Origin of the sequence: Thalassospira lucentensis (genome assembly GCF_050516545.1) — a bacterium.
Classification (GTDB): Bacteria; Pseudomonadota; Alphaproteobacteria; order Rhodospirillales; family Thalassospiraceae; genus Thalassospira; species Thalassospira lucentensis_C.
Genome location: NZ_CP191544.1, coordinates 813,136 through 829,242 on the forward strand (window position 1 = coordinate 813,136; position 16,107 = coordinate 829,242).

At 53.7% G+C, this 16,107-nt stretch carries 16 protein-coding genes and 1 pseudogene; 9 read left to right on the forward strand and 8 right to left on the reverse strand.

The window, feature by feature from the left end; translation table 11 throughout:
* Positions 1 to 3: 3 nt before the first annotated feature.
* From ACQ0MK_RS03680 to amrB, 4 genes are all read right to left on the reverse strand, one after another.
* A complete protein-coding gene (locus ACQ0MK_RS03680) occupies positions 4 to 999 on the reverse strand; it encodes an L-threonylcarbamoyladenylate synthase (protein ID WP_430474858.1) in 996 nt (331 codons plus the stop codon).
* Between the two features lie 425 nt (positions 1,000 to 1,424).
* The gene (gene cysQ / locus ACQ0MK_RS03685; protein ID WP_430474859.1) at positions 1,425 to 2,240 is read right to left on the reverse strand and encodes a 3'(2'),5'-bisphosphate nucleotidase CysQ; all 816 of its coding nucleotides are present in this window, start codon (positions 2,238 to 2,240) and stop codon (positions 1,425 to 1,427) included.
* 106 nt (positions 2,241 to 2,346) lie between these two features.
* On the reverse strand, positions 2,347 to 2,715 hold the full coding sequence (locus ACQ0MK_RS03690; protein WP_430474860.1) for a DUF2750 domain-containing protein: 369 nt from the start codon (positions 2,713 to 2,715) through the stop codon (positions 2,347 to 2,349).
* Complete coding sequence (amrB, locus tag ACQ0MK_RS03695; protein WP_430474861.1) at positions 2,712 to 4,187, reverse strand: AmmeMemoRadiSam system protein B; 1,476 nt, start codon at positions 4,185 to 4,187, stop codon at positions 2,712 to 2,714. The genes ACQ0MK_RS03690 and amrB overlap by 4 nt, the downstream gene beginning before the upstream one ends.
* A gap of 91 nt (positions 4,188 to 4,278) precedes the next feature.
* Here amrB and amrS point away from each other — a divergent pair, with 91 nt between their 5' ends.
* The 3 genes from amrS (at position 4,279) to ACQ0MK_RS03710 (ending at position 6,371) form a co-directional block, all read left to right on the forward strand.
* Positions 4,279 to 5,376 (forward strand): AmmeMemoRadiSam system radical SAM enzyme, encoded by a 1,098-nt coding sequence (amrS, locus tag ACQ0MK_RS03700; RefSeq protein WP_430474862.1) that lies wholly within the window; start codon positions 4,279 to 4,281, stop codon positions 5,374 to 5,376.
* Between the two features lie 39 nt (positions 5,377 to 5,415).
* On the forward strand, positions 5,416 to 5,814 hold the full coding sequence (locus tag ACQ0MK_RS03705; protein ID WP_430474863.1) for a (R)-mandelonitrile lyase: 399 nt from the start codon (positions 5,416 to 5,418) through the stop codon (positions 5,812 to 5,814).
* A gap of 86 nt (positions 5,815 to 5,900) precedes the next feature.
* Positions 5,901 to 6,371 carry an N-acetyltransferase family protein gene (locus ACQ0MK_RS03710; RefSeq protein WP_430474864.1) on the forward strand — a complete coding sequence of 157 codons (471 nt, stop codon included), beginning with the start codon at positions 5,901 to 5,903 and terminating at the stop codon, positions 6,369 to 6,371.
* Positions 6,372 to 6,380: 9 nt separating this feature from the next.
* Here the strand turns inward: ACQ0MK_RS03710 and ACQ0MK_RS03715 are convergent, their stop codons facing one another.
* Complete coding sequence (locus tag ACQ0MK_RS03715) at positions 6,381 to 7,613, reverse strand: NnrS family protein (protein ID WP_430474865.1); 1,233 nt, start codon at positions 7,611 to 7,613, stop codon at positions 6,381 to 6,383.
* A 244-nt stretch (positions 7,614 to 7,857) separates the two neighbouring features.
* Between ACQ0MK_RS03715 and ACQ0MK_RS03720 the strand changes: the two genes are divergently transcribed.
* Positions 7,858 to 9,327 (forward strand): leucyl aminopeptidase, encoded by a 1,470-nt coding sequence (locus ACQ0MK_RS03720; RefSeq protein ID WP_430474866.1) that lies wholly within the window; start codon positions 7,858 to 7,860, stop codon positions 9,325 to 9,327.
* A 97-nt stretch (positions 9,328 to 9,424) separates the two neighbouring features.
* Positions 9,425 to 9,880, forward strand: coding sequence for a DNA polymerase III subunit chi (locus tag ACQ0MK_RS03725; protein ID WP_430474867.1), 456 nt, complete (start codon positions 9,425 to 9,427; stop codon positions 9,878 to 9,880).
* 29 nt (positions 9,881 to 9,909) lie between these two features.
* On the opposite strand, the gene ACQ0MK_RS03730 is transcribed toward ACQ0MK_RS03725, so the two are convergent.
* Positions 9,910 to 10,857 carry an SDR family oxidoreductase gene (locus ACQ0MK_RS03730; protein ID WP_430474868.1) on the reverse strand — a complete coding sequence of 316 codons (948 nt, stop codon included), beginning with the start codon at positions 10,855 to 10,857 and terminating at the stop codon, positions 9,910 to 9,912.
* Between the two features lie 224 nt (positions 10,858 to 11,081).
* On the opposite strand from ACQ0MK_RS03730, the gene ACQ0MK_RS03735 reads away from it, so the two are divergent.
* The 4 genes and pseudogenes from ACQ0MK_RS03735 (at position 11,082) to ACQ0MK_RS03750 (ending at position 14,555) form a co-directional block, all read left to right on the forward strand.
* Entirely contained in the window at positions 11,082 to 11,927 is an 846-nt protein-coding gene (locus ACQ0MK_RS03735; protein WP_430474869.1) for an AraC family transcriptional regulator, read from the forward strand.
* Positions 11,928 to 12,218: 291 nt separating this feature from the next.
* Positions 12,219 to 12,947 (forward strand): annotated as a pseudogene (locus ACQ0MK_RS03740) (methionine ABC transporter ATP-binding protein); the annotation flags it as partial.
* 69 nt (positions 12,948 to 13,016) lie between these two features.
* Positions 13,017 to 13,676 (forward strand): methionine ABC transporter permease, encoded by a 660-nt coding sequence (locus ACQ0MK_RS03745; protein WP_430474870.1) that lies wholly within the window; start codon positions 13,017 to 13,019, stop codon positions 13,674 to 13,676.
* Positions 13,677 to 13,754: 78 nt separating this feature from the next.
* Complete coding sequence (locus ACQ0MK_RS03750; RefSeq protein ID WP_430474871.1) at positions 13,755 to 14,555, forward strand: MetQ/NlpA family ABC transporter substrate-binding protein; 801 nt, start codon at positions 13,755 to 13,757, stop codon at positions 14,553 to 14,555.
* Between the two features lie 138 nt (positions 14,556 to 14,693).
* On the opposite strand, the gene ACQ0MK_RS03755 is transcribed toward ACQ0MK_RS03750, so the two are convergent.
* Entirely contained in the window at positions 14,694 to 15,422 is a 729-nt protein-coding gene (locus ACQ0MK_RS03755) for a DUF899 domain-containing protein (protein ID WP_430474872.1), read from the reverse strand.
* Positions 15,419 to 16,099, reverse strand: a complete 681-nt coding sequence (locus ACQ0MK_RS03760; RefSeq protein WP_430474873.1) for a GNAT family N-acetyltransferase — start codon at positions 16,097 to 16,099, stop codon at positions 15,419 to 15,421. Before ACQ0MK_RS03760 ends, ACQ0MK_RS03755 begins: the two co-directional genes overlap by 4 nt.
* Positions 16,100 to 16,107 lie beyond the last annotated feature (8 nt).

Sequence of the window (16,107 nt, forward strand, 5' to 3'; positions counted from 1 at the left end):
CGCTTAAGGCGATGGGTGCGGCGCGCGCGGGGCGGCGGCCCGTTTCATCCGGTCATTGATCGCAAGGCCAAGCCCCTGATCAGGGATCGGCGCAATCGCAATGCCGTCAAAACGTTTCTGATCGGCTTCGTGAAGCTTGGCAAACAGATTGGCAGCAGCTTCAACATCATCACCCTTTTTCGAAAGCCACAAAACCGCATCAAACCCCTTGGTAGTGCAATCGCCAAACGCGAGTAAGATTTCATTGCCGTATTTCGCCGTGTTGGCGGTGGTGGCATCAAGGCGCACAGGCAGGCCCGGCGCATAATGGCTGGTCAGCATGCCGGGGCTTTTGGGTGCAGTGTCATCGGTTTCGGCCATGACAACATCGGTGCCAAGTAGGTCGGCAACCTGATCACGCGTGATGCCACCCGGGCGCAACATCACCACCCGATCCGTCGTCAGATCAATCACCGTACTTTCCAAACCAACACCACAGGGCCCGCCGTCAAGGATCATGCCAATGGCATTGCCCAGCGAATGGGCAACATGGCCTGCCGTCGTCGGGCTGATGCGCCCGGACCGGTTGGCCGACGGGGCGGCAATCGGGCGGTTTACCGCACGCAGCAATTCACGCGCCATCGGATGGGCCGGAACACGCACCGCAATGCTGGGCAGGCCCGCTGTTACCAACTCGCACACTGTGCTTTCTTTGCGTTTTGGCAGAACAAGGGTCAGGGCACCGGGCCAGAATGCATCGGCAAGTTTATCGGCACGCGCGTCAAACACACCATGCTTGGCCGCAGCGTCACGGTCGGGGAAATGACTGATCAGGGGATTGAAGCTTGGTCGCTTCTTGGCAGCATAAATACCGGCAACCGCATCGGCATTGGTGGCATCCGCACCCAACCCGTAAACGGTCTCTGTCGGAAAGGCGACCAATTCGCCCGCGCGCAGTTTTCCTGCGGCCTGACTTAAGGCACCTTCGGAATAGGGGCGAATGGTAAGTGCAGGGCACATGCAACAATCTCTGAAAAGATAAGCTACTCAAATACCTAGCGACGATACTTGCCAAAGACAAGGACGATTGCGGAATTGACGGTGAGGATTGCTAAAAATATCGGGACATAGAAGGGGGATTTTCCCCAAACAGCGCAGAGCCGCCATAAAGAATGGCGGCTCCAATTTACGCTCTAGCCCGGTTTCGCCCTGCAGTGGTGAAACAAGACCGCGTCGCCGTGATTCCGGCGGCTATTTACGTCACCTACACTGTGTGTGGCGATAAGATGTGTGTAATCTAAAATACGCGAAAAGTCAATAAAACTGCGGGTTTTTGCGATGAAAACTTCACCGGAAACAAAAGCGGCCTACATAATGTGCGCTGCACACAACACAAGCCGCTGATCATGCGTATTAATTTATCAATGCCTTCGCTGCGCGGCAAATTACGCTTGGTATTTTACCGGAACGGATGGGCTGCGTGCGATGAAGAACGGATTGCGAAAATCGGCTTTGCCATAAAGGAATCGGCTGCCATCCATATTTTCAACCAGACCACCGGCAGCAAGCAAAACCGCATGACCGGCCCCGATGTCCCATTCCATGGTCGGGCCAAGGCGCGGATAAAGGTCTGCTTCCCCCGCTGCCACCAGACAAAGCTTTAACGAACTTCCCGCCGGGCGCAGTTCCTTGACCGGAAGATCGCCGAGAAACGCCTTCATGGCTTCGGGATCGCCATGCGATCGTGATCCAACCACAACAACGCCGTCTTCTGGCATGTCGCGCACGGTGATGTCGGTTGTGACCGGGGCGGCATCGCCATCAATCAATTTCGCACCATCGGGCCCGCCGTAATAAAGCTTTTCAATCGCCGGGGCATAGACCACGCCCAGAACCGGCTGACCTTTGGATATCAGGGCGATATTGACGGTAAACTCGCCATTGCGTTTGATGAATTCCTTCGTACCGTCCAGCGGATCCACCAGCCAGAAAAAATCCGTATCCGCACTAACGTCCGGGACATCGCCCTTCGCAGCACTTTCTTCCGAGACGATTTTAACATCCGGGGTCAGTGCGCGCAGGCCCGGCAAAATAACGGCCTCTGCCGCGTCATCGGCCTCGGTCACGGGCGATGCATCATCCTTCGACCGCACGTCGAAATCGGTTTTGTAGATTTCCATCATCGCTGCACCGGCCTTGCGGGCAATTTCGATCAATCCGTTTTCAAGCGCATCGGCATTGGCGGGCAGGGCAAGAGTCATTGCGATCTCGTTTGTTGGCGTGAAGTCACTAGGGGCAGGGCCTAGCCTGTTGGGATAGGGAATTTTCGCACCAAGGTCCAGCCTGCGATGACCCAAAATCACGATTTCAGGATTTTTTTCCAAACCGCGCGGTCATAACGGCCTTAAGGGCGCTCAGCAAATCCGAACTAAATCGATCAGGATCAACCACGACCGGGCCAAGGGCGGGTGTCGGGGTAATGCCCGGTAAAATATCCTGATCACGCCATTCCGGGATCAAATCTTCCATCATCTCGACCAGTGTAATCGCGGTGGCGACATGGTTGGTCTGAATGCTCGCACCCCAGCTTTGCGCATCTTCGCGGGTGGCAAAAAGCGGGCAGAATTTTTGTCCGTCATCCGTGGTATGGAGCAACCAGCCATTATGATACAGCGCCCAAACCCCTTCCCATTGCGCGACCTTTGCAATGAAATCGCTATATCTATCGTCGCTCATCGGGAACTTTCAATCTGCCAGAATCCTGTCGGCCTGATATCCTTGGCCGACAGGCCGCGCGTAATAAACCGTTCAGCCCGCAGGGTATCGGACCAATGATCCATCGGAAGCCCGGCCTTGCGTTTAAGATGGGCCAAAAAGTCGGCGGGTTCGGGCAACTGATCCCAGACTTGCGGCAGGAACAAGCCCCGCCGATTGCCGTCTGACAAAATGATCCCGTCTTCAAACGGGGTAAGCTTGCCAATTAAATCGGCCTGACTGGTAAACGGAAAAGGATGCGGTGGCGACAGGACCGAGATCGATAATTCCAGATCATCCTTGATCTCGTCTATGCTTAATCCCGGAAAACGCGGATCGCGAAAGGCGGCCTTAAACGCATTCTCGCACAGATCATTTGCAAGCCCCGTATGGGCAATAATAGATCCGATGCAGCCGCGCAATTGTCCGGCCTTTTTCAAAGTAACAAAGCTTGCACCGGGGGCATTAAGCGCCGGGTCAATGTCATTTGGCGAAACGCGAAGCGGCGTTCCGTGTTCAAGCCCATTCAGGATCGATTTGCGGCACAGATCAAGCATCGCCGCACCATGGTTGCTGATCAGCTTTTCCGTCGCACCGGTAAAGTCATTTTCCTGATCATGCGTTGCTGTCACTTGCGGTATCCCGTCATACAATGCCCATGCGCCATATCCGACCACACGGGATTTATCCCCGGTAACATCGCCGGAATTGCGCATGCCAAGGGTTGCAATCCGCATGTTGCGTTTGCGCGCCGATAACAACATCCCGGTAACCGGAAGCGCGCCACAGGCATCATCGCTTCCGATGTTTTCGGCATCAAAGGCCTCGATCATGGCGCGCGTGCGGCCATCCATACGTTTGGCCGTGTCGTAATCATGGAAATGCGACAGATCGGACGAAATCACGATCAATGTTTCTGGCCCGCCCCAAAGTTTCTCAATGACTTCATTGACCTGACGCGGGCTGCACCGACCAACCAAAAGCGGCACAATGCCGATATCCGCATTCTCGCCAAACAGGCGCTGGATGAACGGCAATTCGATCTCAAGCCCGTGTTCCTGCTTATGCGCGTCATCAAGGATCTGAACCTGCGGCAGGGCAAGGGCACTTTGCAGCGCGCCAAGATCACAGCGCAAATTGCCAAGCGGTGTGGCAAAACCATCCGCCTTGGCCAAGGCAATGCCCTGAAACGCCATGCGGTGCGCCGGACCAATGATCAGAATGCGCTTTATCTTGCCTTTCAACGCCCGAACCGTCGCAAAACCAAGGGCGGCAATCGCTCCTGAAAACATCAATCCGGCATGCGGCACAATGATCGCCTTGGGGATGGCGTCATCCTGCGTCACATCGGAATGCAAAGCGGCATCAATCAGCCCGTCAATCTCGCTGCGCAGAATATCGGCATCAGCAGGATAAAACGATCCGGCAACGGCAGGTGGTCGGATGATGGTCATTCGCACTCCAATCGCATGACTTCCTTTGAAAAAGATAGCGATTGGGACTAGGTTTTCAAAGAGGAAGCTTTGTCAAAAGAAAGCCCGCACCATGAATGAGACCATCCCGCTGGTCGATACGGTCCCCGGACGCTACTGGCATCACCTTGAGGATGGCCGGATTCAGTGCGATGTCTGCCCGCGTTTTTGCAAGCTCAAAGACGGGCAGCGCGGGCTTTGTTTTGTCCGGGCACGCCAGGATGATCAGATGGTTCTGACCACATGGGGGCGATCATCGGGCTTTTGCATCGATCCGGTTGAAAAGAAACCGCTGAACCATTTCCTGCCCGGCACCCCGATCCTGTCCTTTGGCACGGCGGGCTGTAACCTGACGTGTAAGTTCTGTCAGAATTACGAGATTTCCAAAGCACGCGAGATGGACAAGCTAAGTTCGCTCGCCACACCGGAAATGATCGCCAAAACCGCCAAGGCACATGGCTGCTCGTCGGTTGCCTTTACCTATAACGATCCGGTGATCTTTCTTGAATATGCTGTCGATGTTGCGCAGGCCTGCCGCGAATTGGGGCTGCGCACTGTGGCGGTGACGGCAGGCTATATCGGCGATAAAGCCCGCGAAGAATTCTTCCGCCATATGGATGCGGCCAATGTCGATCTTAAGGGCTTTACCGAGGGGTTCTATCACAAGCTTTGCTCGGCCCATTTGAATGACGTTCTGGAAACGCTGAAATACCTGAAACATGAAACCGGCGTGTGGTTCGAACTCACCAACCTTGTCATTCCCGGTGAAAATGACGGGGACGCGGAATTTGATGAAATGACAAATTGGGTGCGTGATGAACTTGGCCCCGATGTGCCCATGCATTTCACCGCCTTTCATCCCGACTGGAAAATGATGGATCATCCGCGCACCCCGCCCGAAACCCTGTTGCGGGCGCGCGATATCGCGATGAAGAACGGCATTCGCTATGCATATGTTGGCAATGTCCACGACAAATCGGGATCAAGCACCTATTGCCATTCCTGCGGCGAAGTTTTGATCGGCCGTGACTGGTATCAGTTGTCGGACTGGAACCTTGATGCCCATGGCAAATGCAACAATTGCGGCACTGAATGCGGTGGCGTGTTTCAAACCCGACCGGGTACGTGGGGTCCAAAACGCCAACCGGTTCGGTTGATCACCAAGTCATAGTTACAAGTCATAGTTAAAAGACAGATTAGGAAGTTTATCATGGAAATCAAACGCGCCGGATCACAGGCATCCACCATCGGATCACCGGAATATTTCACCGGACAGGTGCGCATTGAACCCATCGTCAGTGCGTCTGATCCGGCACGGGTGGCAGCCGCCAATGTAACGTTTGAGCCGGGTGCACGCACAACCTGGCACACCCATCCTTTGGGCCAGACAATTATCATCACCGTCGGATTTGGCCGCGCCCAACGCGAAGGCGGCCCGGTCGAGGAAATCCGTCCTGGTGATATCGTATGGTTCGCACCGGGCGAAAAGCATTGGCACGGTGCCGGACCCGATACCGCCATGACCCACATCGCCATTCAGGAAAAGCTCAACGGATCGCCGGTTGATTGGCTCGAACCGGTCAGTGATGCTGATTATCTTGGGGCTTAAACACAGCTTCAATGACGTTTTTGCTGGTGCATTATCCCATCTTGGCTAAAGTGCCGCCGGTTTAGAACGCGTATGGAAAGAACAGCATGGCCGGGATGAAAATTCGCAAAGCACGCTTGGGCGATGTCGGGGCCATTTTTGCCATCCGCAGCCGTGTTCGGGAAAACCATCTTTCCGCATTCGAGCTTGCCGAACGCGGCATCACCAAAGCAGCCTTTGGCAAATGGCTAACTGATGGTTATGGCATCTGGATTGCCGATCTGGATGGATCGGCGGCGGGCTTTGCCATCGCCATCCCGCATGAATCCACCCTTTGGGCCTTGTTCGTTGATCCCGATTTTGAAGGGCGTGGCGTTGGCGCGGCCCTTTTGCGCATGGCCGAAGAATGGCTGTTTGCCCAAGGATGCGACGACATATCCCTGACAACCGGGGTCGATCCCAAAAACCGTGCGCATGGATTTTATGACATGCATGGTTGGCACAGCACGGGCGATGTCGACGGCGATGAAATTGAATACATCAAATCAAACCCGTCACTGTCGCTGTTTGATTTTTAAACACGCTTCCTAGCGCACCGGAATGCTAGGGGTTTTCTTGCGCGATGGGCCAAGCAATACCGGGCCATAACCGATCAGAAACGCCAGCCATCCACCAACCCACATGAGGGTCGCAATGGCAAGAAAGGTGACATAGTGGGCATTGCTTTGGCCCGCAACAATCCGAAAGATGGTTGAAAACCAGATCAGGCCAAAGGCGGTATTAAGCATCCAGCTTGCCCGCAATTCGCGCCCCGTATGGCCAAGGGCCGCACGCCCAGCCACGGCAATGATCATACAGGCCATCGCCCCGCCGGTCAGTCCATGCAATGCATCGCGGTTTGTAATTGTGTCAGGCCAGATCATGGATACGCCCAAAAGGCCAAGCCCGACCGGGACCCAGAAATAACCAAGATGAAGCATGGCAACAATAGGTTCGCGCCAACTATGAATGCCGCGCCAGCGCACCAAACGGATGGTCTGCAAAAGGGCCGCAATCAACAAGGCATAGCCAAATGAAGCGCCATCAGATTGGATAATTCCCATCATGATGCAAACCACAACGCTTGCCAAGCAGACCATATCAAACCGGCCAAATTGCGCGGGCATCGGGGCAGTGATCAGTTCGCGTTGCATCCAGTTGCGGGTAAAAGCCGGAATCACCCGCCCGCCAATCAGTGAAATCAACAAAATGATCGTCAAGATCGCGGTTTGATAAAGCAGGGCGGCATCAAGGGCGACAACATCAAGACAGGCAGCTGTGAAAAGCCCGTCAAACAGCGCAAGCACGGCAATCACGGCCAGAACGCGCATGTTTTTGAAATTGCGTGCCGCGATTAATTCCCGCAAGCCAAGTGCAATCAAAAAGACGAAATAGCCAAGGGCGCCAACAATCACCAATATGGCGGGCAGGGTTTCGCCAAACCCGATGGCAATCCGCCCCAAAAGCCACGAGAATGTAAGGGCCATTAACACAGGGCCGGAAATCTGTGGGCGTCCTGTCCAGTTTGCAATGGCGGTTAACAAAAAACCACCAATCGCCGCCCCGCCAAACCCGAAAATCATTTCATGGGCATGCCAGAATGCCGGGGTGCCAAGGCTTGGCGTTGATATGCCATGGACATATCCGGCAACCCACCAGACCACAGCCACAATCGCAAGAAGGCCCGCACACAGAAAAAGCGGGCGAAATGCGCCGCTCCAGAACGGATGGGTGGCGGGGATCGGTTCGTTGATTGAAATAGGGGCAGTTTTGGCCGTCATGATGCAGACTCCTGCAAGCTCGAATGCGCCATGATAGCCGCTTTGTGCAGAAGGTCTTTGACTTTGCGCAATCGGCAAAAGGGAAGTTTTGTTACCCGGTGCGTTGCTATTGCGTGAAATCGCATATGTTTTTCGATGATAAGCCTTTTCAAGCGGATATAACGCGCTAGATTAGGGGCAGCATTTTAAACATACGGCGCATGACGTCGTACTGCCCTGAAACATGACAGGAGTCCTGTTCACCATGAAGATCACGTTTACCGATCTCGCCATCCCCGCCAGCGGTGCCGTTATTGCCTTTGCCACCGAAGGTGCCGATCTGATGCCAAGTGCGGTTGCACTTGATGAAGCAACGGGTGGTCTGATCACCAAGGCGATCAAGGCATCGACCTTTAAGGGCAAAGCAGGGCAAAGCCTGCAAATTCTTGCCCCGTCGAATGTTGATCTGTCGCGCGTGATTGTTTTCGGGATTGGCAAAGAAGCCGAATTTGACGTGATCGCCGCGCAAAAGCTTGGCGGATCGGTGGCAGTACGGGCCCTTTCAACCGGTGAAAAAGACCTTTCGGTTTTGTTCGATATGGAAGGTCTGGCTTGTGATTTCGCAACCGGTGCCATGCTGCGCGATTATCGTTTCGATAAATACCGCACCACCCAGACCAAAGATGACAAGCCGGTTCTTAAGGGGTTGAGCATCGCAGCCCGCGATCATAAGGAAGCCAAGAAACAGTTCGACAGTTCCAAAAAGGTCGTCGAAGGCGTGTTCTTCACCCGTGATCTGGTGTCTGAACCGGCCAATGTGCTGTATCCTGAAAGCTTCATGAAAGAAGTCAGCGCACTTGAAAAGCTCGGTGTCGAGATTGACGTGCTTGACGAAAAAGAAATGAAAAAGCTTGGCATGGGCGCACTTCTGGGTGTTGCCATGGGCTCGGCGCGCAAGCCTTATATGGTCATCATGCGCTGGAACGGCGGCAAGAAAAAAGAAGACCCCGTCGCCTTTGTTGGCAAGGGTGTTACCTTTGACACCGGCGGCATTTCGATCAAACCTGCTGCCGGCATGGAAGACATGAAGTTTGACATGGGCGGTGCCGGTGTTGTGTCCGGCCTGATGAAGGCTTTGGCCGGTCGCAAGGCGAAATGCAACGTGGTCGGGGTGATTGGCCTTGTTGAAAACATGCCGTCTTCAACTGCACAGCGTCCGGGTGATGTTGTCACCTCGATGTCGGGTCAGACGATTGAAGTCATCAACACCGACGCCGAAGGCCGCTTGGTTCTGTGTGATGCCCTGACATATGTTCAGGAAAAACATAATCCGCGTTTGATTGTCGATCTGGCGACCCTTACGGGGGCCGTGATCATTGCCCTTGGTCATGAAAATGCCGGTCTGTTTTCCAACAATGATGACTTGTCACAGCAAATCACCACGGCGGGTCTTTCGGTTGATGAAACCGTTTGGCGTTTGCCGCTGGGATCGGGCTATGACAAGCAGATCAAATCTGACATTGCCGATATGAAAAACGTCGGTGGCCGTGCCGCGGGTTCGATCACCGCAGCCCAGTTCCTTAAACGCTTTATCACCAAAGATCGTCCTTGGGCGCATCTTGATATTGCGGCAACCGCATGGTCGACATCCGATAAGGAAGTCACACCAAAGGGCGCGACGGGCTTTGGGGTACGTCTGCTGGATCGCTTTGTTGCAGATAACTACGAATCTTAAGCATCCAGCCTGATTTTCAGGTTTCAGTTCAAAACAATCGACGGGGCAGGGTGATGATCACCTTGCCCCGTTTTGGTGTTCGGGATAGAAACGCCTTATGGCTGATATCTGGTTTTATCATCTCACCAGCATGCCGCTGGAACGCGCATTGCCAACCCTGCTGTCCAAAACACTGGAGCGGGAAAAACGTGCTGTGGTGATGACGGGCAATGAACAGCGCATTGATGCGATCAACACGTTGCTCTGGACCTATGATGCTGCAAGCTGGCTGCCGCACGGGGCAAAGACCGATGGTGATCCGGAAATGCAGCCGGTCTGGATCACGGCTGACGACGAAAACCCCAACGGCGCACAGTTCCTGTTTTTGACCGACCGCGCAATCAGCGAAAAAATCACGGATTTTGAACGCGTCATCATGCTGTTTGATGACCGTGATCACGATGCGGTTGCCGAAGCCCGCACACGCTGGAAAGACTGGAAAGACGCAGGACATAAACTGTCCTATTGGCAGCAAACCCCGCAAGGTGCGTGGGAAAAAAAGGCCGAAAGCTGATTGCTTCCGGCCTTGAAGCAGCTTCTCCGTCACAATTTCCAACTGAAATTTGTGTCCTTCTCTGATCGACCCCATAACCTGCCCATGGTTTCTTTGTCGTAAGCGTAGGGTTCCAGCGTGCATTTACCGACTGGCCCCACCCATTCCATACGACCTGTAGGACCATAAAGAGCCCGCTGGTCCAAGCCATCTTCAGTCGCGCACATGACTTCCGGGTAAGCTCCTTTTTTCGCTGATTGAACCATCGGTGACAGCGACATAAGGCCGAAAACAAACCGGGAGGTGAGGCTGCCGCTGGTTTTGATCAGCGATGTTGCAGAGGCACCGGGATGACACACATGAACTTTGGCATTCTTGTTCGCGGTGTTGATCCGGTCTTGTAGCTCATATGCAAACATCATCTGTGCCAACTTGCTTTGGCTGTAAGCGGAATTGGCACGATAATTGTTGTCCCAGTTCAAGTCGTCGAACTGGATCGTTCTTAACCCCATTTTGTAACCAAGGCTGGCTACGATAACGATCCGTCCCAAAGACAGATCTATGCGATCAAAGAGCTTTCCGCACAGGACGAAATGACCATAATGGTTTGTGCCAATTTGGCTTTCGAAATCGTCCTTCGTTAATTTTTGCATAGGCACCTGTGCAATGGCGGCATTGCAGATCAGCGCATCAATCTGAGGAACCGTTTCCAAAACCTCCGTTGCTGCTGCGTGCACGCTTGCAAGCTCTGCTAGATCCATCCGAATAAAACTCACATCTGCGCTTGAGCCGAACTCATGTTTTAGCTTCTCAATAGCAGCAGCCGATTTCTCTGCGCTGCGGTTCAGCATGACCAATTTTGCTCCTTTGGATAGAAGGATGCGCGAGGCTTCAAATCCCGTGCCGCTATTGGCCCCGGTGATAACGTAGGTTTTGCCTGCAAGTGAACCAAGGCGTTCCGGCGTCCAGCCTTTGGAACCAAATTGGGTGTCTGTCATCTTCATGCTCCTGTTGGCGGCGGTTGAGTTGTCGCGCGATATGGGGGGTATCCTGAGTGATCAAATAACTCTTGGAGCGGATAAAAAATAGACGAAATGGTCTTGAAAACTTGCCTAATTGTATCGTTTTGATTGCCATAAGCATTTATCAGATTTACATTGGTGACATGAACAAATGGCAGATCAGACAACTCATCGAAGGCCGCCTTCACGAGGACGGCCTGATGGAAACCGGTGTGAAGGGGGTGCAGGTTTTTCGTGCAACCCAACCGATCCCCTGTGCCCCGGCGGTGTATGAACCCAGTGTAATTGCTATCGTGAGCGGCTCCAAAGAAGCCATCCTGAATGGGCAAAGCTTTGTTTATGACGACAACCGGTATCTATGTTGCCCCATGGCGATGCCGGTAAGGGCAGGGACACCCGCCGCCTCGCCTGACAACCCGCTTTATGGTGTTTACATCTCGCTTGACCAGCGCATGATGACCGAACTGGCAATGGAAATGGATCGTGTCGGGGGTGTTGTCGGATCAAATAAGGGGCATCCGACCGCTCAAGGGATTGTCCTTGCCGATTGGGATGAGGCATTCTCGGATGCGCTATTGCGTTTGCTAAAGCTGGACAGTAGCCCGTCAGATGCCGCCGTCCTTGGGCAGACGCGATTACGGGAACTTTATTACGCCATCTTAAAGGGCGAAGCAGGTTACTTTGCCAGACAGGCCTTCAGTGTTGGCAATGCAATTGCCCGGTCTATCTCCCATGTCTCATCCAATTTGAACCAGCCCGTCTCCATCGATGATATGGCCGCGCATGCGGGAATGAGCCGTGCAGTGTTTCACCGAAAATTCAAAGACGTAACAACAATGTCGCCGATCCAGTTTGTGAAATCGATGCGGCTGAGCAGTGCGGCGATGAAGATTGCCACAGGTATGACGGTCAATGAGGCAGCCATGGATGTGGGGTATGTCAGCGCGTCTCAATTCAGCCGGGAATTCAAACGGATGTATGGGAAATCACCGCGACAATGGTGCAATATTCAGCAACTCCCTGAAAAAGCTGCTTACGTGCAATAATCTGAGTATGATCAAGGTTCTCGTTGTGCGGGGAATACGGCATTTTAAACACTAAAAATACTGTGGTATATTAGGGAGGCATACTCGCCATGCGTAAAATGCATGTTTTTCTCCATTGAACAATGACGTTAAGTCAGATAGGTAGACTGGTATCGAACGCGCCGATTTGCTCCTCAGCTTGCGGGCGCGATAAAAATGCGGCTAAAGCGAGAGGGCGTATATGCTCTGTATGTACGACCGCCTCGGTAAAGCCGCGGCGGTTTTTTTGTATGTACGGAAAGGTTGAGACCGATGATCAGGCTCTCGAACGTCCAGAAGACTTATCCTGCCCGACGCGGTAGCGAAGCACACGCAGCATTGCGCGGTATCGATCTTGATATTGCAGCAGGTGAAATTGTCGGTGTGATTGGCCGTTCGGGTGCCGGGAAATCAACCCTGATCCGCTGCATCAATTTGCTTGAAATGCCGACATCGGGTTCCGTCATTGTTGATGGTACGGATGTTACAGCCCTTTCCAAGCGCGACTTGCCGCTGTTCCGCCGCCAACTTGGCATGGTGTTTCAGCACTTCAATCTTTTGTCGTCGCGCACGGTTTACGACAATATCGCTTTGCCGCTTGAATTGGCCGGCGCGACGAAGGATGAGATCGCGGCTGCGGTTGATCCGCTTTTGCCGCTGGTTGGGTTGGATGACAAACGCGACCGTTATCCGGCTGAATTGTCGGGCGGTCAGAAACAGCGTGTTGGCATTGCCCGCGCACTTTCATCCAATCCCAAGGTTCTTTTGTGTGACGAGGTAACCTCCGCCCTTGATCCGGAAACCACCCGTCAAATCCTTAACCTACTGAAAGACATCAATAGTCGTCTTGGTCTGACCATGGTGGTGATCACCCACGAAATGGCGGTGGTCAAGGCGTTGTGTGACCGTGTTGCGGTCATGGATAGCGGTGTGATTGTCGAAGAAGGCGAAGTTGCCGGTATTTTCGCCAATCCGGTCCATGAGACAACCAAGTCGCTTTTGGCTGATGAGTTTATTGAATTTCGTGCCGGTACGGATGCCGGGATAGCTGACAGGCAGGAGGGATAAGCCATGTTGTCAACACTTGCACCAATTCTGCTTCAGGCGACTTGGGAAACGCTGTATATGGTCGGCGTTTCGCTTTTCCTTGCGACCGCACTGGGCTTGCCGCTTGGCGTGTTGCTGGCAACATCAGGCCGCGGCGAGCTTCTTGAAGCGCCGCTGTTTCAGAAAATCATCGGCCCGATTGTCAATGCGACCCGCTCTGTACCATTCATTATTCTGGCCGTGGCAATCATTCCGTTTACCCGTCTTGTGGTCGGGACTTCAATTGGCACGTCGGCTGCGATTGTGCCGCTGACGGTGGCGGCAATTCCGTTCATTGCGCGCATCATCGAAGGGGCGATCCGTGAAGTGGATAGCGGCCTGATCGAAGCAGCCCAAGCCATGGGCGCACGCCCGTTACAAGTGGTCTCTAAAGTCCTTTTGCCAGAAGCCCTGCCGGGGATCATTCATGGCCTGACCTTAACTGCCGTCACATTGATTGGCTATTCGGCGATGGTGGGTGCGGTCGGTGCTGGTGGGCTTGGCGATCTTGGCATTCGCTATGGCTATCAGCGGTTCCGTCCTGATGTGATGGCGCTGGTGGTAATCACGCTGATTGTTGTGGTTCAGGCGGTGCAGATGCTGGGCGATCGCTTGGCGCGCAAGGCCGATAAACGCAACATCTGATCCCGGAATACAGAATTGACGCCCCACATTCGATTTTCGAATTCCCGCAAAACACCAAAGCATATAAGGAGCTTTATCATGCGGTTTTTACTTAAACTTACGGCTGCTGCCGTTCTGACTGCCGCCCTTACCGGACAGGCAATTGCCAATGACAAAATCAAGGTCGCCGTGACCCCGGGTGCCCATGAAGAAGTCATGGAACAAGTCGCCAAAGTCGCGGCAACCAAGGGTTTGGACATCGAAATCATCAGCTTCTCGGATTATGTCATTCCGAATCAGGCACTTGATGATGGTGATCTGGATGCCAACAGCTTCCAGCATAAGCCGTATCTGGATAACCAGATCAAAGACCGTGGTTATGACCTTGCGGTGGTTGGCTATAATATCCTGACCCCGATGGGCATTTATTCCGATAAAATCAAAAGCCTGGACGAGCTTAAAGACGGTGCGGAAATCGGTATTCCGAACGATCCGACCAATGGTGGCCGTGCGCTTCTGGTGCTGCAGTCACAGGGTTTGATCAAGGTTGATCCGGCGGCTGGTCTGGTTGTCAGCCCGCTTGATATTATCGAAAACCCGAAGAATATCAGCTTTGTAGAGCTTGATGCCGCACAGCTTCCGCGCTCCTTGGCCGATCTTGATGCATCGGCAATCAATACCAATTACGCCCTTGAAGCCGGTCTGAACCCGGTCAAGGATTCGATTGTGATCGAAGGCAATGACAGCCCGTATGCCAACGTGATCGTCACCCGCACCCAGGACAAAGATGCGCCTTGGGTCAAGACGCTGGTTGAATCCTATCACGATGATTCTGTTCGTGAATTCATCGAAACCAAATACGAAGGTTCGGTGCTTCCGGTATTCAAAATTTCTGAATAATCAAAGCTATTATTCAAAATAAGTAGCGCCCGCGCATCATCTGGTGCGCGGGCGTTGCTGTTATGTGCGTACATAATACGGATTTCGTCGGGTTTTTTCCGGGATTTTCGGGTGAAATTCCCGGTCAGTTTCGGCCGGTTAATGACAGCCCGGATTTGCCGGTTTGTATTCCTCATACAAATCATGCAGCTTCACCCAGTTCATCACCCCGTCCTCGTTTCGACCCTTCGGGGTCATGTCGAGAAATGTGTGTGCACCGATCAAGGCATCACCGGCACGGGCATAACTGGAATAGGTGTGGAAAATCTCGCCGGTTTCGGAATCGCGGACAAAGACGCTTTCGCCGTGCAGGTCTTCCATCTTGCCTTGATAGGGGCGGAAGTTATAGGTTGCGGTGCCCGCTGCGACGTCTTCCGGGCGGAACGAGGCATCAAAATCATAATTGAAATCTGACCCGGCCGAAGAAAACCACGGGAAATCCCAGTTCATGCGTTTTTTGAACGGTTCAAATTCGGCAAGCGGTGCGCGTGAGACGACAACCAGCGTCACGTCATGATGTTTGAGATGCAGGTTGGCCCCGTCAAAATGATCGGCAAGAAAGGAACAGCCAACGCAGCCTTCTTTCCAGCCCGGCCCGAACATGAAGTGATAGACAATCAGCTGGCTGCGCCCGTCAAACAGATCGGCCAGCGATTTTTTGCCATCGGGGGTATCAAAGACATAGTCCTTGTCCACCCGGACCCAAGGCAAGGAACGGCGTTCTTCACACAGGCGGTCATAGGCCCGCATATGGTCTTTTTCACGTTTCAAATGGTCCAGGCGCGCTTTGAGCCATTCGGCACGCGATACAATGTCGGGGCGCGTCATATCGGTTCTCCTTGTCTGTTGTCAGTCGTTGAAGTCCATTGGTTTTCTGCGTCATTTTGGTAAGGCACGTGGATCGATTCTGCTGTTTCTGTTTGCGTTATGTGCGCGGTTTCCAGTTCCCAGACATGGCGGTGCAGGGACCAGTCGAGTTCGGTCCAGCCGCGTTCGGCCATCCAGTCGGGGCCGGGGCGTTCGGCGGTAATTTCCGCCCCGAACCAGTTCGCCAGTTTGGCAATGCGTTTATTGCCGCTGGCGGTGTCGCCGATGATCGTCACAAGATCGAGTTCGCGAAACCCATAGGCGATCATATATGCGGTTGCCTCAATCGCGGCACGGTAACGGCCCCAATGGGTGGGGGAGAGTTCGATGCCGAACGTCGCACTGTTGGCCGGTGTATCGCGGCAGCGCAGGCCGGTGCATCCAATGAGCTCCGCTGTGGCACGATCAAAAATCCCGATCTGGAAATTGCGGCGGGGCTGCGCGTGCTGCCAGTCAAGAAAACGGTCAAACAGGGCGTTGCTGCGATCACGCGTTTCGGCGGTGTCGGGATGGCCATACAATGCACGGTAGCGTTCATCCATCTGACAGGCGATGAAACCTGCCCGGTCGGTTTCGGTGAAGTCGCGAAAGACGAACCGTGTGCTGAGAAAATGCACGGGAAATTCAGGTGTTCGCATGGCTGTCT